This window comes from Lactobacillus corticis, from assembly GCF_018327645.1.
Classification (GTDB): domain Bacteria; phylum Bacillota; class Bacilli; order Lactobacillales; family Lactobacillaceae; genus Lactobacillus; species Lactobacillus corticis.
Genome location: NZ_BMAY01000005.1, coordinates 131,327 through 150,863, shown reverse-complemented (window position 1 = coordinate 150,863; position 19,537 = coordinate 131,327). Strand labels below are relative to the sequence as shown.

General features: G+C 41.2%; 20 protein-coding genes. 14 read left to right on the top strand and 6 right to left on the bottom strand.

Features of this window, described 5'->3' with window-relative positions:
* Window positions 1-4: 4 nt before the first annotated feature.
* From ybeY to rpoD, 7 genes are all read left to right on the top strand, one after another.
* Window positions 5-529: an rRNA maturation RNase YbeY gene (gene ybeY, locus KI210_RS04715; RefSeq protein ID WP_212780748.1), complete on the top strand. Its 525-nt coding sequence runs from the start codon at window positions 5-7 to the stop codon at window positions 527-529.
* 5 nt (window positions 530-534) lie between these two features.
* Window positions 535-1,437, top strand: a complete 903-nt coding sequence (gene era, locus KI210_RS04710) for a GTPase Era (protein WP_212780747.1) — start codon at window positions 535-537, stop codon at window positions 1,435-1,437.
* The gene (gene recO / locus KI210_RS04705; protein WP_212780746.1) at window positions 1,437-2,195 is read left to right on the top strand and encodes a DNA repair protein RecO; all 759 of its coding nucleotides are present in this window, start codon (window positions 1,437-1,439) and stop codon (window positions 2,193-2,195) included. The genes era and recO overlap by 1 nt, the downstream gene beginning before the upstream one ends.
* 245 nt (window positions 2,196-2,440) lie before the next feature.
* Window positions 2,441-3,358 (top strand): glycine--tRNA ligase subunit alpha, encoded by a 918-nt coding sequence (gene glyQ, locus KI210_RS04700; RefSeq protein WP_212780745.1) that lies wholly within the window; start codon window positions 2,441-2,443, stop codon window positions 3,356-3,358.
* On the top strand, window positions 3,351-5,417 hold the full coding sequence (gene glyS, locus KI210_RS04695) for a glycine--tRNA ligase subunit beta (protein WP_212780744.1): 2,067 nt from the start codon (window positions 3,351-3,353) through the stop codon (window positions 5,415-5,417). The genes glyQ and glyS overlap by 8 nt, the downstream gene beginning before the upstream one ends.
* A 23-nt stretch (window positions 5,418-5,440) precedes the next feature.
* Window positions 5,441-7,243 carry a DNA primase gene (dnaG, locus tag KI210_RS04690; RefSeq protein ID WP_212780743.1) on the top strand — a complete coding sequence of 601 codons (1,803 nt, stop codon included), beginning with the start codon at window positions 5,441-5,443 and terminating at the stop codon, window positions 7,241-7,243.
* Window positions 7,243-8,367 (top strand): RNA polymerase sigma factor RpoD, encoded by a 1,125-nt coding sequence (gene rpoD, locus KI210_RS04685; RefSeq protein WP_212780742.1) that lies wholly within the window; start codon window positions 7,243-7,245, stop codon window positions 8,365-8,367. The genes dnaG and rpoD overlap by 1 nt, the downstream gene beginning before the upstream one ends.
* A gap of 329 nt (window positions 8,368-8,696) precedes the next feature.
* Here rpoD and KI210_RS04680 read toward each other — a convergent pair whose 3' ends face one another.
* Window positions 8,697-9,137 (bottom strand): 8-oxo-dGTP diphosphatase, encoded by a 441-nt coding sequence (locus KI210_RS04680; RefSeq protein ID WP_212780741.1) that lies wholly within the window; start codon window positions 9,135-9,137, stop codon window positions 8,697-8,699.
* Between the two features lie 96 nt (window positions 9,138-9,233).
* Between KI210_RS04680 and KI210_RS04675 the strand changes: the two genes are divergently transcribed.
* From KI210_RS04675 to pepT, 3 genes are read left to right on the top strand one after another with little or no spacing between them, the layout of a single operon-like run.
* Window positions 9,234-9,926, top strand: coding sequence for a tRNA (adenine(22)-N(1))-methyltransferase (locus KI210_RS04675; RefSeq protein ID WP_212780740.1), 693 nt, complete (start codon window positions 9,234-9,236; stop codon window positions 9,924-9,926).
* Window positions 9,913-10,710 carry a Nif3-like dinuclear metal center hexameric protein gene (locus KI210_RS04670; protein ID WP_212780739.1) on the top strand — a complete coding sequence of 266 codons (798 nt, stop codon included), beginning with the start codon at window positions 9,913-9,915 and terminating at the stop codon, window positions 10,708-10,710. Before KI210_RS04675 ends, KI210_RS04670 begins: the two co-directional genes overlap by 14 nt.
* Before the next feature lie 57 nt (window positions 10,711-10,767).
* Window positions 10,768-12,018: a peptidase T gene (pepT, locus tag KI210_RS04665; protein WP_212780738.1), complete on the top strand. Its 1,251-nt coding sequence runs from the start codon at window positions 10,768-10,770 to the stop codon at window positions 12,016-12,018.
* A gap of 235 nt (window positions 12,019-12,253) precedes the next feature.
* On the opposite strand, the gene KI210_RS04660 is transcribed toward pepT, so the two are convergent.
* A complete protein-coding gene (locus KI210_RS04660; RefSeq protein ID WP_212780737.1) occupies window positions 12,254-12,439 on the bottom strand; it encodes an LBP_cg2779 family protein in 186 nt (61 codons plus the stop codon).
* 28 nt (window positions 12,440-12,467) lie between these two features.
* Window positions 12,468-13,031, bottom strand: coding sequence for a signal peptidase I (gene lepB / locus KI210_RS04655; protein WP_212780736.1), 564 nt, complete (start codon window positions 13,029-13,031; stop codon window positions 12,468-12,470).
* Window positions 13,032-13,117: 86 nt separating this feature from the next.
* Here lepB and KI210_RS04650 point away from each other — a divergent pair, with 86 nt between their 5' ends.
* Both KI210_RS04650 and KI210_RS04645 read left to right on the top strand, forming a co-directional pair.
* Window positions 13,118-13,855, top strand: coding sequence for an SAM-dependent methyltransferase (locus KI210_RS04650; RefSeq protein WP_212780735.1), 738 nt, complete (start codon window positions 13,118-13,120; stop codon window positions 13,853-13,855).
* 59 nt (window positions 13,856-13,914) lie between these two features.
* Window positions 13,915-14,808, top strand: a complete 894-nt coding sequence (locus tag KI210_RS04645) for a hypothetical protein (RefSeq protein ID WP_212780734.1) — start codon at window positions 13,915-13,917, stop codon at window positions 14,806-14,808.
* Window positions 14,809-14,850: 42 nt separating this feature from the next.
* On the opposite strand, the gene tpx is transcribed toward KI210_RS04645, so the two are convergent.
* Window positions 14,851-15,345 (bottom strand): thiol peroxidase, encoded by a 495-nt coding sequence (tpx, locus tag KI210_RS04640; protein ID WP_212780733.1) that lies wholly within the window; start codon window positions 15,343-15,345, stop codon window positions 14,851-14,853.
* Between the two features lie 233 nt (window positions 15,346-15,578).
* On the opposite strand from tpx, the gene KI210_RS04635 reads away from it, so the two are divergent.
* Together KI210_RS04635 and KI210_RS04630 are read left to right on the top strand one after the other, a co-directional pair.
* A complete protein-coding gene (locus KI210_RS04635) occupies window positions 15,579-16,982 on the top strand; it encodes an RsmB/NOP family class I SAM-dependent RNA methyltransferase (RefSeq protein WP_212780732.1) in 1,404 nt (467 codons plus the stop codon).
* Entirely contained in the window at window positions 16,975-17,769 is a 795-nt protein-coding gene (locus KI210_RS04630; RefSeq protein WP_212780731.1) for a Cof-type HAD-IIB family hydrolase, read from the top strand. Before KI210_RS04635 ends, KI210_RS04630 begins: the two co-directional genes overlap by 8 nt.
* 30 nt (window positions 17,770-17,799) lie before the next feature.
* Here the strand turns inward: KI210_RS04630 and KI210_RS04625 are convergent, their stop codons facing one another.
* Together KI210_RS04625 and fni are read right to left on the bottom strand one after the other, a co-directional pair.
* A complete protein-coding gene (locus tag KI210_RS04625; RefSeq protein ID WP_212780730.1) occupies window positions 17,800-18,444 on the bottom strand; it encodes a hypothetical protein in 645 nt (214 codons plus the stop codon).
* A gap of 66 nt (window positions 18,445-18,510) precedes the next feature.
* Window positions 18,511-19,533, bottom strand: coding sequence for a type 2 isopentenyl-diphosphate Delta-isomerase (gene fni / locus KI210_RS04620; RefSeq protein WP_212780729.1), 1,023 nt, complete (start codon window positions 19,531-19,533; stop codon window positions 18,511-18,513).
* Window positions 19,534-19,537 lie beyond the last annotated feature (4 nt).

The window sequence follows — 19,537 nt, the reverse complement described above, 5'->3', positions numbered from 1 at the left end:
GTAAATGGAAGAAATAGAGGTTTCTTACTCTGACCAAGTTGGATTTTTAGCAGATGCAGATCGCAATTGGCAAGATTGGATCATGCAGCTGCTTCTTTTGGCAAAACGACATATTAATAAAACAAATCCGCAAATGTTGAGTATTAATTTTGTCGATGAAGCTGAGAGCAATCGCATCAACTTAGAATACCGCGGAAAAGATCGCCCGACTGATGTCATTTCTTTTGCGATTGAAGATGGGGAAGATGATCTAGACCTATCAGCCTTCACGGCAGATCCGGATTTTCAGGAAGATTTGGGGGACTTATTCATGTGTCCCAGCGTGATTAAACGGCACAGCGAAGAATACGGAACTGGGTTTGATCGCGAATTTGGCTATACAATTGTTCATGGCTTTCTTCATCTGAATGGTTATGACCATATTAAGCCAGAAGAAGCAAAAGTCATGTTTGGGATCCAAGGAAAAGTGCTAGAAGAATATGGTCTACCGCTTTATCCTGACCAATTAGACAAAGGACGAGGAAAGTAAAAATAATGACTGAACAACATAAATCTGGTTTCGTAGCCCTAGTTGGCAGACCTAATGTCGGGAAATCAACCTTAATGAATTATTTGGTTGGCCAGAAGGTGGCAATTACCAGCAATAAACCCCAAACTACTCGCAATCGAATTAGCGGAATTTATACCGAGCCGGACATGCAGGTCGTCTTTGTGGATACTCCAGGAGTTTTTAAACCTCATTCCGAACTTGATGATTATATGGATAAGGCCAGCCTTTCAACGCTCAAGGATGTTGATCTGGTCTTATTTATGGTTGAGCCAACTGAACTAGGGCGTGGCGATCTCTATATTTATGAGCAAATCAAGGAAATTGGTTTGCCGGTCTTTTTAGTAATTAACAAAGTTGACCAAGTTCACCCGGACAAATTGCTGCCGCTAATTGACGGTTACCAAAAGCAGGGAAAATTTGATGAAATCTTACCAATCTCTGCCGTTAAGGGAATTGGCATTGCGGATCTATTACAGACTTTAAAGCGCTACCTTCCTGAGGGGCCACAGTACTACGGTTCTGATGAAATAACTGATCGACCTGAATACTTTGTCGTTGCTGAATTAATCAGAGAACAAATTTTACATTTGACGAATCAAGAAGTTCCTCATGCAGCTGCAGTTAGTGTTGAACAAATGAATCAGCGAATTAACGGCAAGCTGCAGATTCATGCCACGATCTACGTCGAACGGTCCGGACAAAAAGGCATCATTCTTGGCAAGGGCGGACAAATGTTGAAACAAATTGGCATTAATTCGCGTAAAGAAATTGAAGCCCTTTTAGGGGAAAAGGTTAATTTGCGCTTATGGGTCAAATTACAACGCAATTGGCGGTCTGATCGAGCATTCTTAAAGTCAATTGGCTACGATAAGAAGGAATTATCTTAATGTCCGAACTTGTTGAAGTAAATGGACTGGTTTTTAAGAGGACAAAATTTAAGGAAGCAGATCTTTTAGCCAAAATTATGACTAAAGAGCTGGGCATTGTCACCGTGATTGCTCGTGGTGCGCTGAATCCTAAGTCAAAATTGGGTGCAGGCGTGTTGACCTTTTCTGACGGTAAGTATGTCATCGTCACCAATAAACGCGGAATCAGCACCTTGCGTACTTATAAAGCAGTAAAGCAATACGACCTGCTATATTCTGACTTAAAGCGCAATGCCTATGCGGCTTATTTATTCGATTTATTGGATCATGCCTTTGTGGAATATCAGGTTTTGGGCGACTATTATGACTTGCTCAAATTTGCCGTGAAGCGCCTTAATGCTGGTGCTGATCCTGAGATAATAACGCAAATGGTCCAATTAAAAATGTTAAAGGCATATGGAGTGGCGCCGCATCTAGCAGATTGTGTCATTTGTGGTCGCAAACAAGGAATTTTTGACTACTCCTTGACTTACGGGGGCGTGCTTTGCCAACAGCACTTTCACCAAGATCCCCATCGTTTGCATCTAGAGGCTAAAACCACTGCCTTAATACGAACTCTCGGTCTATTGCCTTATCAGCGATTAGGAGAAACCCAAATTGACCCTAAATTGACTGAGGCAAGCAGAAAAGCAATTGACCGAATCTATCGCGAAACTGTTGATTTGAATCTGAAAACACAAAAATTTTTAGAAGAATTACGGTCATTAGATGGGCACTAATCCTGTAAATTCTAAGCAATTTGTGCTAAAATAGACTTCACTTGACGATGATGAGGATTTGGAAAAGTACTAGTTCAGCGAGTGCCGTTTGGTGGAAGGGCATCTAGGAAAAGGCACCTCTAGTCTTGACTAATTAAGGGCAGGAAAATATTCCTGAATTAGGGTGGAACCGCGATCTAATCGTCCCTATGCAAATATTTGCATAGGCTTTTTTTATTGGCCTTTGCTGGAAGGAAAGATAGAAAATGGTAGACAAGAAACTTACAATTCAAGATATGCTCTTCAAGTTAGAGCAATTTTGGTCATCAAAAGGATGTATGATTATGCCATCCTACGATGTTGAAAAGGGTGCGGGAACAATGAGCCCCTATACGTTTTTGCGAGCTGTAGGTCCTGAGCCTTGGGCAGCTTGCTATGTTGAACCTTCCCGTCGACCTGCTGATGGTCGGTATGGCGACAACCCCAACCGTTTGTTCCAACACCACCAATTTCAGGTTGTCATTAAGCCGGCACCATTAAATATTCAAGAATATTATCTCGAATCTCTGAAAGTATTAGGGATCGATCCATTAGAACATGATATTCGCTTTGTCGAAGATAACTGGGAAAACCCATCCATGGGTTGTGCCGGTGTTGGTTGGGAAGTTTGGCTAGATGGAATGGAAGTCAGTCAATTTACTTACTTCCAGACTGTTGGTGAATTAGACGTCAAGCCAACGATGAGTGAATGTACTTATGGTGTTGAACGTTTAGCTTCATACATCCAAGATGTTAACTCAGTCTTTGATCTTGAATGGGGCGATGGAGTTTACTACCGCGACATCTTCAAACAACCAGAATATGAACACTCTAAATATGCTTTTGAAGCTTCTGACCAAAAACAACTTTTGGAATTCTTCGATATTTATGAAAAAACGGCCAAGCGTTTGCTAAGTCAAAACTTGGTTCATCCCGCATATGATTATATTTTAAAGTGTTCCCACACTTTCAACTTGCTTGATGCTCGGGGAGCCGTTTCAGTTACTGAGCGGGCAGGCTATTTGCAAAGAATTCGGAGCATGGCACATGAAGTTGCCGTGGCTTTTGTTGAAGAAAGAGAAAAGCGGGGCTTCCCATTATTGAAGAGTGCAGAAGAAAAGAAGGCGGGGCTAAAAAATGACTAAAAATTATTTGTTTGAAATTGGCACGGAAGAAATGCCGGCACATGTGGTAGCTAAAAGTGTCAAGCAATTAGCTGATCGGACTGGCAAATTTTTAACCGAAAACGGCCTTGGTTTTAAGAATATTAAGACCTTTTCAACGCCACGTCGCTTAACGGTATTAGTTGAAGCTTTAGCTGAAAAGCAAGCTGATATTGATGAAGTAAAAAAGGGGCCTGCTAAGAAAATTGCCTTAGATAAAGATGGTAATTGGTCAAAGGCCGCTCAAGGGTTTGTTCGGGGCCAAGGGATGTCTACTGATGACATTTATTTTGAAGAATTAAAGGGCACCGAATATGCCTATGTTCATATTCAAAAGCCGGGCAAACCAGCAAGCGAAATTTTGTTGGGGATGGCTGATGTTGTCAAAGCCATGAATTTCCCAACCAAAATGCGTTGGGGTACTAGCGGTGACTTTGAATTCGTAAGACCAATTCATTGGCTGGTATCGATTTTTGGCAGCGATGTGATTCCTGTTAAGTTGTTAGACATAACGGCTGGACGTAAGACGGAAGGTCATCGTTTCTTAGGCGATTCAGTTGTCTTGGCAAATGCTGATGACTATGAAGATGCTCTAAAAAATCAGTTTGTAATTGCTAATGCACAAGAACGCAAAAACATGATCGTTAGCCAAATGAATGATTTGGTTGCCGAAAAGAATTGGCAAATTAAACCTGATGCTGGTCTTTTAGAAGAAGTTACTAACTTAGTAGAATACCCAACTGTATTTTCTGGCTCCTTTGATAAAAAGTACCTTGAAATTCCTGATGAAGTTTTGATTACCTCAATGAAGGATAATCAACGCTATTTCGAAGTTTATGACCAAGACGGAAAATTGATCAACCACTTTATCTCGGTTCGTAACGGCAACAAGGATTACCTTGAAAATGTGGTCAGCGGAAACGAAAAGGTATTAGTGGCCAGACTAGATGACGCAGTATTCTTCTACGATGAAGACCGCAAGTATCCAATCAGTCATTTTGTTGATCGCCTCAAGAATGTTTCATTCCATGACAAGATCGGCTCAATGGCAGATAAACTGGTGCGAGTAAAGGCAATCGGCGAATACTTGGCTCAAAAATGGCATCTGGATGAACAAACGATCAAGGACTTTGATCGTGCCAGCAGCATCTATAAATTTGACCTAGTGACTCAAATGGTAGGCGAATTCGCTGAACTTCAAGGGGTTATGGGCATGCATTATGCTCGTTTAGCCGGCGAAAATGAAGCTGTCAGCGTCGCCATCAAGGAACATTACATGCCAAACACTGCTGAAGGCGAATTGCCACAAACGACCGTTGGGGCTTTGCTGTCAGTTGCTGATAAATTAGATACCATAATTACCTTTTTCGGTGCTGGCATGATTCCATCATCGTCAAATGACCCGTATGCTCTGCGTCGATATGCTTATGGGATTGTGAGAATTTTGCTAGATCAAGGCTGGTCACTGCCATTTGAGGAAACTTTACCAGCGCTTATTTCTGCGATTGATGGAAAGACCAAGGCTAAGCTGCCTAAGGGTGACGAAGACAAGGAAATTGCGCTCTTTATTCGTGATCGGATTAAGCAATATATGCAAAAGAATGACTTCAAGTATGACGTTATTGACGCAGTCCTAGCTTCAAGTCAACAAGATCCTAGTCAAATTTTAGCTTCTGCTAAGGTCTTACAACAACACCACGATGATGCTGCTTTCAAACCGGTAGTTGAAAGTTTGATCCGGATCAATAATATTTTGGATAAGGCTAAGTTCTCTGGACAAGGTCAAGTTGATCCAGAATTATTTGAAGATCAAAGTGAAGCCGAATTAGCCAGTGGCGTTGCAGCTTTGGCCAAGGTGGCAGACTTTAGTGAACTTTATCAAGGGTTTGTTAAGTTGCAACCAGTGATTGATAAATATTTCGAAACTAATATGATCATGGCCAAGGATCCAGCAGTTAAAACCAATCGTTTAATGCAGCTGCAAGAAGTTAGAAGTTTGGCTGAACGATTAGGCAGTTTAAACAAATTAGTTATCAAATAATTTAATAAAGGCAGGTGTCGGCAATGGCAGGAAAAATTCCTGAAGATTTTATCAATGAAGTTCGCAATAATGTGAATATTGTTGATGTCATTAGCCAGTACGTGTCTCTGGAGAAAAAAGGCAAAGACTATTTAGGTCTTTGCCCTTTTCATCAGGAAAAGACCCCTTCATTTACGGTAAACGAAGAGAAACAATTTTTTAAATGTTTCGGTTGTGGGAAGGGCGGTAATGTCTTTAAGTTTCTGATGTATAAAGACAACCTGACTTTTCCTGAAAGCGTGCAGCAAGTAGCTGAATTTGCTCACATGACCATGCCGCAAGGCTATGGTCAACCTGCAAGACCAGTTAATCCCCTAGTTAAAATTCAAGAAGCCGCAGCTGAGTTTTATCACCAGGTCCTTTTAACTACCAAAGCAGGGCAGAGAGGATTGGAATATGCCAAATCTAGATCCTTAAGCCCTGAAATAATTAAGCACTTCCTTATTGGTTATGCTCCTGATAATGATTCAGTTCTATTAACTTATCTTAAAGGGCAAGGATTTAAGCAGGAAGAGCTGGTTCAAAGCGGCTTATTTGTGCAAAGTCAAGATGGTCGGCTTTTTGATCGATTTCGTGATCGGCTAATGTTTCCCTTACAAGACGAAAATGGTCACACTATAGGGTTTTCAGGGCGTCGCTTAAGTAATGATAAGACGATTGCGAAATACGTAAATAGTCCCGAAACAAAACTATTTACTAAATCAAAAGTTTTATTTCACTTTAAAGAGGCCAAACAAGCTGCTCGCAGCGAAGGCCATTTAGTTCTTTATGAAGGCTATATGGACGTTATTGCCGCCTATAAAGCAGGTATTCATGCTGGTATTGCGTCCATGGGAACCAGTTTGACTGATGAGCAAGTTTATCTGTTAAAGCGTGTCTCGCGCAATATCATTATTAATTATGATGGTGATGATGCTGGACAACATGCTTCTGAAAGAGCTATTCGTCTTTTTAAGCAGGCCGGGGGCTTCAATTTAGGAGTTGTTAGTCTTCCCGAGAAACTAGATCCCGATGAATATGTTAAAAAATATGGGATTGAGAAATATCAGGCGCAAATTCGCGGGGCACAGACAACAACTGATTTTTTCCTTAAACAGTTAGAGAAAAAGTATAATTTAACCAACGATCGTGAAAAACTAGCTTTTGTTGATGAAGCGGTTAACCAGCTTGCCCAATTGACTAATCCGGTTGAACAAGATATGTACGTGGAGCGGGTAGCCAAGCTAGCTGGGGTTACGCCTCAGTCGATTAAAGCTAATTTGTCTCGGAAACGGCGTCAGCAGCGGACGGCCAATCGCAGGAAATATGACCGTCCTGAACCAGCTGCTGAACCTCAAATTCAATATGAGGCAGCAACGACTAAAACCGATCCGGTGCAGCAGCGGTTGCTATTTCTGTTCTTACATGCCGAGAAGGCAAGGCAGTATTTATTAGCACAACATTTTCTTTTTCCGAGCAGCGATTATGCACAAGTTGCGGAACTCTGGTTGAAATATGAGGAAACTCATGAAAATCCGACTGTTGATGAGTTTATTGATTTTGTTCCTGATGAACTTCAAGGTATAATAGTAAGTGCTGAAATGGCAAACATGCCTGAAACATTTACCGATCAGGAATTACCAGAACAGATATTTGCCCTGCAGCTGCGTCAGATCAATCAAGAAATTCAAAAGCAATTACAGGCCTTAGAAGAGGCGAAAAGCCAGCAAGATGGTGAGAAAATAATCGAATTGACTAAGAAAATTTTAGAGTTGAAACGACTCCAGGGCAAAAGGGAGGCTTTCTAGTGGCAGAAAAGAAAAATGCAAAAGACAGCAAGGAACAAGTGTCTTTAGATAAGATGGTTAAGCAAATCGTTAAAAGTGCGCTAAAAACAAAGCAAATTAACGAGCATGACTTCACCGAAAAATTAGTAAAGCCTTATAAGTTGCAAGGTAAGGCTGTTGACCAATTAATTCAGGAATTTGAAGATAACGGCATTAGCATCGTTGATGATCATGGCGAACCTTCAAAATTAGCATTGAAAAAGCAAAAGGATGTTGAAAAGGCTGAACTTAAAGATTTGTCTGCACCTTCTAATGTGCGGATGAATGACCCAGTTCGGATGTACCTTAAAGAAATCGGACGAGTTCCGCTTTTAAATGCTGATCAAGAAATTGAATTGGCTAAGCGAATTGAAGCTGGCGATGAAGAAGCCAAGCAAGAATTGGCTGAGGCTAACCTCCGGTTGGTTGTTTCAATCGCTAAACGATATGTAGGTCGGGGGATGTCATTCCTAGACTTGATCCAAGAAGGTAACATGGGCTTGATGAAGGCAGTCGATAAGTTTGATTATCGGCTAGGTTTCAAGTTTTCTACTTATGCTACTTGGTGGATTCGTCAGGCAATTACGCGGGCTATTGCTGACCAAGCTCGGACCATTCGGATTCCGGTCCACATGGTTGAAACCATTAATAAACTGATCAGGATTCAACGTCAATTATTGCAAGACTTAGGTCGTGAACCGACTCCGGAGGAAATTGGTGCGGAAATGGATATGCCTACCAACAAGGTGCGGGATATCCTCAAGATTGCCCAAGAACCAGTTTCGCTGGAAACACCAATTGGTGAAGAAGATGATTCTCACCTAGGCGACTTCATTGAAGATAAGGACGCAACGAGCCCTGAGCAACATGCTTCATATGAAATGCTGAAGGAACAATTGGAAGAGGTTTTGGATACCTTGACCGATCGTGAAGAGAACGTATTAAGATTACGTTTTGGCCTAGACGATGGACGTACTCGTACTTTGGAAGAAGTAGGGCGAGTATTTGGCGTAACGCGTGAACGGATTCGCCAAATTGAGGCAAAAGCCTTGCGTAAATTGCGTCACCCAAGTCGTTCGAACCAATTAAAAGACTTTTTAGATTAAAGAGGCTCTTTGTCCAATCCTGTTGATGATGAGCAATCACGGAGAATCGTATAGAGTTAAACCTCTATGCGATTCTTTTTTGGCTCTTTGTCAAATCCTGTTGATAAGGGTTGATATGAGCTTGAATTGAAGATCCGTATAGTATTAGTTTAGGCTCTTTGTCCAATCCTGTTGATGATGAGCAACCACGGAGAATTGTATAGAGTTAAAACTCTATGCGATTCTTTTTTCTTTGACAATATTTTGTCTTCTTTTGATAACTTAGCCATAACAAAACCCCAAAACTAGGTTTTGTCCTAATTTAGGGGTTCATGTCATTCTGCACTTTTTTAGTAGCATTCATTAATGTCATTCCAAAAGAAATGTTCACTAAGATCAGAATTAAGAAATACCGGTAGATCATTTTCAAAATCTCTCGCCAATTTTTCCTGCTCTAGTTCTTTAAGCGAAAGCCATGCTAAATTACCTTCCTTAGAGGGCTGCAATGTGCCGGTAAAGCTATCAGCTCGATAAAAGAGTACTAAGTAGCGGTGGTCATTTTGATCATTGAACTGTTTGATACCAACTAATTTAGGGTGAAAGATCGTTAATCCTGTTTCTTCGGCAACTTCTCTGATCACAGAATGGTTAAAACTTTCTCCTGCTTCAACGTGACCACCTGGAAAGGTAAGTCCAGGCCAGACTGGATCATTCCGGCGGATAGTTAAGACCTTTTGATCGTGCACAATCATGCACATATTGGTTAACGTGACTTCTTCATAGCGCGACATGATATCATCCTTTCTTGCTCTTAATCTTAACGCAATCAAGACATATTTTGTATTTGTATGCTAAAATTTGGTTACTTTATAAATAGAGAGGTAGCAATGAATTTACGTTTAAACACTTTAGCTGAGATGGTCGATCCCCAAGCCAGAGTAGCAGATATTGGGACGGATCATGCCTATTTGCCGATACAGCTAATTAAAAGCCAGAAGATAACTTTTGCGATCGCTAGCGATATTGGTAAGGGACCGCTAGCAAATGCTCAGATGGATATTATGGAAGCTGGTTTTGAAAACAAAATTGAAACTCGGCTTGGCCCGGGCCTAGCGACGATCAAACCCAGCGATAAAATAGATACTGTTGTTATTGCAGGGATGGGCGGAAAGCTGATAACCCAGATTCTTGATGACGCCTACAAGCAAGGGCAAATTTACACCACCTTAATTTTAGAGCCTAATATTGGTGAAAGTGGGGTGCGGACATGGCTTGCGGCCCACAACTATGAGATTGCCCGCGAAGAATTGCTGTTTGAGGCAGGACATACTTACGAATTGATCAAAGCTAAATTAGGCTCCCAGCCTCACTCATTGACTGAAAGGGAACTTTTCTTTGGTCCCAAAATTCTAGAGCAAAAGAATCAAGTCTTTTACCTAAAATGGCATGGACAAAAGCAATATTTTGAGAAGCTGTTAGCCAACTTACAGAAAGCCAAACAGCCGGATTCCGAGCGGATTAAGCAAGTTAAACATGATTTACAACTAATTGAGGAGGAATTAGAGGATGACCCTAGTTAAAGATGTCGTTGCTAAATTACAGGAGCGTTTTCCAGAAGAAATTGCTAGCCAAGGAGACCCGGTGGGACTTCAAATTGGTTCGCTTGATGCATCCGTCACGAAAATTATGACGACCCTGGATGTTCGTCCGCAGGTGGTGGATGAGGCAATTAAAGCCGGTGTAGATTTAATTATTAGTCACCATCCTGTTATGTTTCGGCCCGCCAGAAATCTTGATTTTAGCGACCCGCAAAACGCCATGTATGGCAAGCTAATTGCCAATGGGATTACTGTCTACTCGATTCATACCAATAGCGATAAAGCAAAAGGCGGATCAAGCGATTGGCAAGCAGAAGAATTGGGCTTGCAGCAAGTTGAACCTTTTGCCCTTGATGATGACCAGATTGCTATTGGACGTAAAGGCTTATTGCCACACCCAATGTCTGCAAAAGAGTTTGCTTATTATGTTAAGGACAAGATGGGTATTAAGATGGTGCGGCTGATAACTGCCGATAACGACCAAACAATTTCGAGCGTAGCATTTATTTGCGGCGATGGTGGCAAGTACTGGCGCCAGGCTTTAGTTGAGGGCGTTGATGCCTTTATTACGGGGGATGTTTATTATCATGTCGGCCATGATATGATCTCAAGCGGCTTAACAGTGGTGGATCCTGGACATTATACTGAAAAGCTTTTTAAGTACAAGGTAGCGGATCTGCTAAAGGAGTGGAGCAAGCAAGAAAATTGGGATTGTCCGGTAATGATTTCGGCTGTTTCTACAAATCCATTTCAAGACTTGTTTTAAATTGGTACCATAGACTTAGAGTAATTAAATAGAAAAAGAATATCAAAGGAGTTAATCATGGAATATCCAACATTGCTGCCAAGATTTTTAAAGTATGTAAAAATTAATTCTCGTTCCGACGAACATGCTGACCGTTTTCCATCGACTGAACGGGAAGTTGCCTTTCAAAAGGTAGTCATGCAAGACCTAATTGATTTGGGACTTAGCGACGTTCACTATAACGAAAAGGCGGGCGTAGTCATCGCCGAAATCCCTGCAACAGTCGATTATGACGTTCCCGTCATGGGATTCTTGGCCCACTGTGATACGGCTGATTTCAATTCAGAGAACATCAAGCCGCAAATTGTCGAAAATTATGATGGTGAATCAAAGATTCAACTCGGTAAAACCGAATTCTATCTGGATCCAGCAGTGTTCCCTCATTTGAAAAACTATAAAGGCCAAACGATTATTTCTGCATCAGGCGATACGCTTTTAGGAGGAGATGATAAATGTGGCGTCTCCGAGCTTGTGACGCTGGCGGAATATTTATTAGCTCATCCAGAAATTAAGCATGGCCGGATTCGGTTAGGTTTCACTCCAGATGAAGAAATTGGTACCGGGGCAGAACACTTTGATGTTGCTGATTTTGGCGCAGAATTTGCTTATACGGTTGATGGCGAAGCTCCTGGCAAATTGGATTGGGGCACATTTTCAGCTGCTCAATTTGCCCTGGATATCCAAGGGGTAAATGTTCACCCAGCAGTTGCCAAAGGCCAAATGATCAATGCCATCCAAGTGGGAATTGATTTTCAAAATGCCTTGCCACAAGCTGAAGTTCCTGAACAAACGGAAGGAGACCAAGGCTTTTACCACTTAATGAACTTTGAGGGGACGGTTGACTCAGCTCACTTAGATTATATTATCCGTGACTTTAAACGTGACGGATTAGAACGGCGCAAAAATTTGGTTAAGTCAATTGTCGATCAGATGAATGAAAAATTTGGTACTGAACGGCTTAAGCTAAAGATGTGGGACCAATACTACAACATGGCTGACGAACTAGAAAAGCACATGGATGTAGTTGATTTAGCACGTGAGGCATACCGGGAAAACGGCCTCACCTTAAATGAAGATCCTGTTCGTGGCGGTACTGATGGCTCACAGTTAACCTACATGGGTTTGCCATGTCCAAACTTGTTTGCCGGCGAAGAAAACATGCACGGCCGGTATGAATATACTGTGCTTGAATCTATGTGGAAGGCCGTAGACGTCATGCTTAGCATGGTTCAAAATCATGCCAAGCATCATGCAGTGAAACAAAATTAATAATTTTTGATACTTTTTGAGCAAAAACAGCTAGATAAAGAATCCCAAAATAGCAACAATGAAAAGGCTTTTATAAAAAGTGCAATAAGTTATGCACCATTAGCCTAAAATAAAAAGAGCAGTGAAACCCTTAGTATATCAAGGATTTAACTGCTCTTTTTTATTTATCTTCAAAAATCATCATCGTGAAACAACAAAGGCCAACAAAAAAAGCCGAGATCATCGGCTCTAATTGCTAAGCATTAGTTGCGAGGTAATCGTACAACTGATTAATTTCATCATCAGTTATTCCGCTCTTACCAAGTTTCATTGCATGGACCTTTTCAACGGATAGGTGACTTGCAAAAGCTAAATCCGTGTCTGTCACATGATGTTTAATTTGATATTCAATAATTGCATTTGCCAAATCTTTACGATCCATAATTATGCTCCTCAATGCCTATTAACATTTAAAACAAACTAATTCGGTTAAACGGCCAATAACGCAATTTAACTTCGCTGACGATTGCGCTCTTTTTAACTGGGCCAAATTTTCGTGAATCTTTAGAAACGTCACGATGATCACCCATAACCCAATAATAACCCTTAGGTACCGTTACACTGAAATTATTTGTATAATTTTGACCAGCTTGATGGGCTGCTTTTAGGTATTTGTTGTTAAGATAGGGTTCAGCTACCCGTTTGCCATTGATATAAAGTTTATCATTTTTGGAGACCACCTTATCACCAGGCATCCCGATGACGCGTTTGATGTAAAGTGCTCCTGGTTCATCCGGCGCCTTAATTACCACGACATCATTACGAGAAATCTGGGTATGTCGAACTGAGATGAGTCGATCGTTATTCTCAAAAGTTGGTTCCATCGATGGTCCAGAAACCGCATCGTTGGAAAGAACGAACGAAAATACCAGGTACCAGATAACCAGCATGATGGCCGTTAATCCAAGAATTTCAAGCAGAGACTTGCCCCAACTTTCTGATTCTTCAGAAGCAGCTGTCTTTTTCTTTGCCATAATTTCACTCCTCTGTGTTACTGATTCTCATTATACCTGATTTATTAGAATCTGAATGGTAAAATCATACTAAGGAATTTAAGAAGATGACAAAATATATAGAAAAATTGCGAACTTTGGCAACTAAGCTGCAAAATCCATTAATTAACCAGCAAGCTGCCGAAATTATTAAGATCGATCAAATAGTTGGTCAAAAAGCTATTCTGCCAAATCCACCAGCTCACCTAGGTTTTAGCAAAAGCACCTTGCAAACTCTCAAAACTGGTAATTCGGCTAAAGAAATTGGAGCAGTCAATGGGCTTATTAATAGTTTTCGCCAATATTTATCGATTAACTATGGTATCTGGTCGCTGCCCAATTTAGCGGCTAGTCAAGCGATTAAAAACCATTATCAGGTCAAAACTGCCCTGGAAGTAATGGCGGGCAATGCTTACTGGTCAAAAGCTCTGAGCCAGACGGGAATTGACTGCACGGCGACTGACTCGCTTGAATGGGCTAAAAGCTCACAGACCGGCAGCGATCGTTTTTATCCGGTAGAAAATCTCAGTGCCACTGAAGCCGTAGAAAAGTATCGGCAAGTTGATCTTATCTTGGCATCATGGTCGCCTAATTTTGGGGATGCTGATATCCAATTAGTTCAAGCTTGGCGAAAATTTGCGCCAAATGCTAAGCTTTTATTTGTCGGTGAGTATGCTGGTGCCACTAATTCACCCAATTTTTGGCAGGAGGTGCCGTTAGTATCGGCTGACGAAATGTGGGATATTAACGCTAACTTTATTAGTTTTGATTTTATCGATGAGGAGATTTTTCAAGTAAAAGCATGAACTATAAAAAAATATTCTTATTATTGTGTACCTTAGTCTGCGTACTAGTTTCGGGAGTAATGATTTCTAACGTTCAGTCTAGACAAGCGGATGATCTGCTAGAAGCTCACGGAATGAGCAACAATACGCGTTACATCACAATCGATTCAAATAAAAAAGTAGCCATTTTTTTAAAATATATTGATGAAAATTACAAAAATGTCCAGATTCATTTTGAAGATCGATATACTCAAGGCAAGGTCTTGGTTTGGGCAAATCAAACTGTAACCCCGTTGCCAACTTATGTAGGTCGTTATTTCTCAAAAGATGACTTTAAAGGGCGCGTTTCCGTGGCAGTAGTAGAGTATGGGTCAAGCCTAAATACTGAAGAAGTGCAAAATAATAAGTATCTCATCAACGGTCAAACCTATTATTCAGTTATCGGCCAACTTAAACGCAACAAATCGGTCCCATCTAACATGTTTTTCTTAAGTACGGGGATCAATCAGCCAACTGCCCAAACGGCTTTGAGCAATTATCGCATTGTTTTGGATGCTGCTCCGAAAACTATTGCCAAAATTTCCAAGCATTATCATGCGGAGGTAAAAACTCCAGTTTTTGTTAAACGTCACCATCAACATTATCTGATCTACATTATTCCGGAAATAATTGTTGCGCTATTAATGATTATTATATTGGCTAGTCTAGCTTGGATCGCTGCAAAACTATTAGTCGCACAAGCTAAAATCAGCGGGCTTAAGGGGCGTTTATTGACCAATTGGATCATTAACCGATCATTGCGCTTAATCCTCGTTATCGGTCTGATAATGATAATTAGCTTGGTCTTTTTAAACACACACGCATTTTATAGCAACCGCACCGTGTTAAGCTGGATTGTGGGGCTTGAATTCTGCTTGCAGTTTGTAACCTTTTTAGTTACCTGCAGGAAAGGCTACCAGCAATTGCTTAAATAGCAAAAAATCGCCATCCATTTAGGATAGCGATTTTTTTAGTTTTTAGCTTAAGGAAGCCAAGAAATTGAGAGCTGCTTCATAATTTGGGTAATCGGTAATTTCTGAAATAATTTCGCGATAAAGAACTTTTCCTGTTTCATCAACTACCCAAACGCTTCTAGCATCAATTCCAGCAGTTTGAATGAACAGACCGGACTTTTTACCGAAATCATGTTCATCATCTGAAAGCAGCACCATTTTATCGACTCCTTCAGCTGCGCACCAATTCTTTTGTTCTTCTGGCGTATTGGTTGAAATTGTATAAAAGTTAATGTCGGAAAACTTGTCTACGTCTTGATTGAAGTGCTTGGTTGAAACGCTGCAAACTGATGTATTGATATTAGGAACGACGCTAATTAGACTAATCCGATTAAATAAATTATTACTACTTTGTATGTTGCCGGTTTGATCCTTTACCTCAAATTCTGGCATTTTAGCGTCTAAAGCAATTGGTGTACCAATGGTTTCTAAATTTTCACCTTTTAGCGTAACTTGCATCTTTATGGTCCTTTCTATCTTGTGGATGTGAATTAACTTTATCCTAGAAAAAAGGTTCAGGTCAATTAAAATGCTCTTCCAATGTTTAAATGAGTCAACATAGATCTTTACATAGTTGTTAAGACGGCAAAAATCACTTGAAAATTCGGTATCTTATGAAATAATAATATAAGACAAAGCTATTCCGTAAACGCTTTTGTTTATGGAGTGAGCGGTGTATAAAGGATGAGAAGATGCTCGGTTTATCCGCAGAATTCAAAACAAAGTTTGTAGATTTATTAGGACCAGCTGAGGCAGAGAATTTATTCAAAGCCATGGAAGCGGATAGTAAAAAAGCGTTTCGGGTTAATTCGCTAAAGGCGAGCCAGAACGTGGCTTACTCCACCTCCCAGCCGGTACCGTACATCCCTTCAGCATATTATGGAAATATCAACGGTCAAGATCCTGAATGGGTTAGTGGGACTGTATATTCCCAAGATCCTGCAGCCATGTTTCCGGCTTTCGTTACCAAGGTACACCCTGGTGAGAAGGTTTTGGATCTCTGTGCTGCACCTGGAGGGAAGTCTACGGCTTTGGGTCAAGCCTTGGATGGTCAGGGATTGCTCGTGGCTAACGAAATTAACGGAGGCCGTGCCGCTATCTTACGTGAAAATCTCGAACGGTGGGGGCTTGCTAATGCCCTAATCTTAAACGAGGATTCCCAAAGATTAGCGCAGCATTTTCCATCCTTTTTTGATCGCATTTTAGTCGATGCACCTTGTAGTGGGGAAGGGATGTTTAGAAAAGATCCCGACGCCATCGCCTATTGGTCACAAGCATATGTGTTAAAGTGTGCTCAGCGCCAAAAAGAAATCTTAGCAGAAGCGGTCAAAATGTTAACGCCTGGTGGGATTTTGGTTTATTCAACTTGCACTTTTTCACCAGAAGAAGATGAAGAAATTGTAGCCTGGTTGGTTGAAAATTACGGCTTTGAAATTTTACCAGCAGATTTGCCGGATACCGAGAAAATTAGTTTAGGGCGGCCTGAATGGGGCGGAGGACTGGCAGATTTAGCCAAGACGCTGCGTTTTTGGCCACAAGATGGCCTCGGTGAGGGTCAATTTGTTGCTATCCTCAAAAAGCCGGGTGAAAAAGCAGCAGTTAAAGCAAAAAAGCCTAAAAAACGCGAAAAGGGCAGACTCTGTCAACGACCGACTCCAACAGAACGATCGTTGATAAAAGAAATAATATCGCAGTTTAATTTGCCGCAAAATCTTCAAGATTGGGAAAAGCGCGTCTGCGTATCAAACGGTCATGTCTTTATCCCTGCGTATACTGGTGATTTAACGGGCCTAAAAGTTATCAGTAATGGCTTAGAACTTGGCTTATTAAAAAAGAAGCGGTTTGAACCGGGCCATCATTTAGCTGAAGTTTTAGGCACAATTGCGCAGACGCGGGTTATTGACCTAGACCAACCAGCTTATCAAAAATATCTACATGGAGAAACTGTCAAAGTCGTAAGCAACCTAAAAGGTTTTGTGTTAGTAAGTAGTCGCGGCTTAATTTTTAGCTTTGGGAAACTAACCGGTCAACAAGTCTTAAAGAACTTTTACCCGAAGGGCTTGCGACAATTCGTTAAAGGAGTAACAAATGATTAAGTTAATTGCTGTCGACATGGATGGAACCTGGTTGCGGGATGACAAAAGCTATGATCACGCCCTTTTCCTCAAGGAATACAAAATTATGCAGGAGCAGGGAGTAGTCTTTGTTCCAGCTAGCGGAAACCAATATGCGAATTTGCAAACGCGTTTTCCAGAGGTAATTGATCAAATTTATTACGTAGCTGATAATGGTGCTTTGATTGCTAAGGGTAATGAGGTCTTACATGTCGAAGAATTGCCGGCTGTACTAACTGCACAATTAAAAAAATTAACTTTTGAATCAGAATACCCGTCAGTGGCCTCTTGTGAAAATTCTGCGTACACTCTTACCAGATCCGGAAAAGCTTATTTCGATGAGCAACATAAATATTTTGAAAAGGTAAAAATGGTAGACAGCTGGGATGATATCAATGACCGCTTTATTAAGTTCACCCTCAGCGTCAATCCGCAGCTCCAAAGTGAAATGCTTCCAGTTTTAAGCAAGCAATACCCTGACATCGGTTTTATGCGTGGCGGCAGTGATGCCATTGATATGGGGCAACCTGGATTAAACAAGGCTAGCGGGTTAGCTTATTTAGGACAAAAACTAGGAATCAAGCCTGAAGAAATGGTGGCTTTTGGTGACGGCGGCAATGATATTGGCATGTTTGAATACTGCGGTTTGAGCTTTGCTACGGCAGATGCTTTGGATGAAGCCAAAGAAGCAGCCACGGAAGTAATTGGATCCAGCAATGATAGCGCAGTTCAAAATAAAATATTAGAATTATTAGCAAACAATAAATAAACGGTTGTTCGATTAGAACAACCGTTTATTTTATCTATTATCCTGGTCTTTTATTCTTTGTCGCTCACTGCCCAAGATATACATGGATCCCATTGAGACAAAAACACCTATAATGGCCGTCCAAGCTAAGATCCACCAGCTTAAGCTATCGACACCTAAGGCAAAGAAAGTGCGATTCCAAGGCCCCCAAACCTTGATCCAAGGACCTAAGAGGTGAACTTTTAGAAAAGCACCGCCAATTAACACACCGCTGACAATAGTAGCTCCAATCCCAGACATTCGGTCTTTGCTTAACAGAATAATTGCTAGCCAGCTGGGAACGTAAACAATTAAATTTACCAGAAGAACTTGCAAAGTAAAGTGATAGTTCCATCCCATAGCTTGCCGCATGTGATCACAATCATGGATGGAGATCATGTCTAACAAGAGATAACAAAGGATAATCGCTTCTTCTAATCTCACAGGAGAAATTAGGCGTCTATTGGATGATTCAAGTTTAGCTAGGTTACGATGACTATGAAATCCTAAGCCGAGAAAGACTAGAAACAAAAGCCCATGACAGCTTGCCCCTAAAAAGTCTTGGTTAGCAAGCATCATGCCACAGGAAACTATCTCCATCACCAAAAGAAAAATGAAAGTTAGTTTTATAATCCGCTTTAAAGATTTTTGTGACATATTCCCTCCATCGATATACTATACCTGTTTTGTTTACTATATAAGTATAGTGTTATGGAAGAAAAACTACAAACCCAATTCTTGCTCTATTTGCTGCCAAGCCGCTAGTAAAGGCAGATCAAGATAATAGCCGCAATTTTGGCATTCAGCGGTCTTTTCTACTCCAAAAAGGGCATATAAGCGCCGCAGCTCTTCCTTCCACTGAGGAATAGCTGTCGCCAATTTGCCTTCCTCCAATAGCTGTAAAAAGCCGTTAGAGATGCCAACATACTTTCCGCCAAGAACTAGCCCTTTAAAAACGTCTAACGGGTTTCTAACGCCGCCAGAAACTATAAAGTTGGTGTTGGTAAGTTTAGCCATTTTGGCTGCCAAAACAGTAGGCAAGCCGATTTCTTCCAAATAACTCTGATCTTCAGGGTTACGTGAATTTTCAATTTCAGCGAAGTTCGTACCGCCTGCACCGGCAACATCAAACCAAGTAAAACCGGCTTTTTTCAGCCGTAAAATACTGCCATAATCCAAACCGGCACCAACTTCTTTGATAATTATGGGCTTGTCTACCTTTTGCCGAATTTCCATAAGGTTATCTAGCCAGTAAAAATCCCGATCGCCTTCAGGCATCGCAATTTCTTGGAGAACGTTTAAATGAATCTGGAGGGCATCGGCCTCAAGCTCATTGACTATTTTAGCGGCAACTGAAGCTGGAGTGGCAGGATTTAGATTTGCAATCACAACGCCATCAGGATTGGCAGCCCGAGCAACATAAAAGGAGTCAAATTGTTCAGGCTCTTTGACCAGAATGCTTGCTGACCCCAGGGCCAAGGCAATATTTTCCCGAGCGGCAATTTTCCCTAATTCTTGATTAATCTTTTTTGACTTCGCGGAACCGCCAGTCATGGCGTTGATGAAAAAGGGGGCCGCCAATGTTTTATTAAACATCTTCACCCGCAAATCCACCTTCGCTACGCTAGTCTCCGGTAGAGCAGGGCGCAAAAGCTGCATTTGGTCCAAACTATTTTTTTGGTGGTTATGAAAAAACATCTGAGCTAATGCCAGATGTTCTTCTTTTCTATCAGATCTTAATGACATAAAA

Bases quoted from the DNA above. Each gene is read 5' to 3' on its own strand.
- ybeY (WP_212780748.1), top strand. From the start codon at position 5: ATGGAAGAAATAGAGGTTTCTTACTCTGACCAAGTTGGATTTTTAGCA.
- era (WP_212780747.1), top strand. From the start codon at position 535: ATGACTGAACAACATAAATCTGGTTTCGTAGCCCTAGTTGGCAGACCT.
- recO (WP_212780746.1), top strand. From the start codon at position 1,437: ATGTCCGAACTTGTTGAAGTAAATGGACTGGTTTTTAAGAGGACAAAA.
- glyQ (WP_212780745.1), top strand. From the start codon at position 2,441: ATGGTAGACAAGAAACTTACAATTCAAGATATGCTCTTCAAGTTAGAG.
- glyS (WP_212780744.1), top strand. From the start codon at position 3,351: ATGACTAAAAATTATTTGTTTGAAATTGGCACGGAAGAAATGCCGGCA.
- dnaG (WP_212780743.1), top strand. From the start codon at position 5,441: ATGGCAGGAAAAATTCCTGAAGATTTTATCAATGAAGTTCGCAATAAT.
- KI210_RS04680 (WP_212780741.1), bottom strand. From the start codon at position 9,137: ATGTCGCGCTATGAAGAAGTCACGTTAACCAATATGTGCATGATTGTG.
- KI210_RS04675 (WP_212780740.1), top strand. From the start codon at position 9,234: ATGAATTTACGTTTAAACACTTTAGCTGAGATGGTCGATCCCCAAGCC.
- KI210_RS04670 (WP_212780739.1), top strand. From the start codon at position 9,913: ATGACCCTAGTTAAAGATGTCGTTGCTAAATTACAGGAGCGTTTTCCA.
- pepT (WP_212780738.1), top strand. From the start codon at position 10,768: ATGGAATATCCAACATTGCTGCCAAGATTTTTAAAGTATGTAAAAATT.
- KI210_RS04660 (WP_212780737.1), bottom strand. From the start codon at position 12,439: ATGGATCGTAAAGATTTGGCAAATGCAATTATTGAATATCAAATTAAA.
- lepB (WP_212780736.1), bottom strand. From the start codon at position 13,031: ATGGCAAAGAAAAAGACAGCTGCTTCTGAAGAATCAGAAAGTTGGGGC.
- KI210_RS04650 (WP_212780735.1), top strand. From the start codon at position 13,118: ATGACAAAATATATAGAAAAATTGCGAACTTTGGCAACTAAGCTGCAA.
- KI210_RS04645 (WP_212780734.1), top strand. From the start codon at position 13,915: ATGATTTCTAACGTTCAGTCTAGACAAGCGGATGATCTGCTAGAAGCT.
- tpx (WP_212780733.1), bottom strand. From the start codon at position 15,345: ATGCAAGTTACGCTAAAAGGTGAAAATTTAGAAACCATTGGTACACCA.
- KI210_RS04635 (WP_212780732.1), top strand. From the start codon at position 15,579: ATGCTCGGTTTATCCGCAGAATTCAAAACAAAGTTTGTAGATTTATTA.
- KI210_RS04630 (WP_212780731.1), top strand. From the start codon at position 16,975: ATGATTAAGTTAATTGCTGTCGACATGGATGGAACCTGGTTGCGGGAT.
- KI210_RS04625 (WP_212780730.1), bottom strand. From the start codon at position 18,444: ATGTCACAAAAATCTTTAAAGCGGATTATAAAACTAACTTTCATTTTT.
- fni (WP_212780729.1), bottom strand. From the start codon at position 19,533: ATGTCATTAAGATCTGATAGAAAAGAAGAACATCTGGCATTAGCTCAG.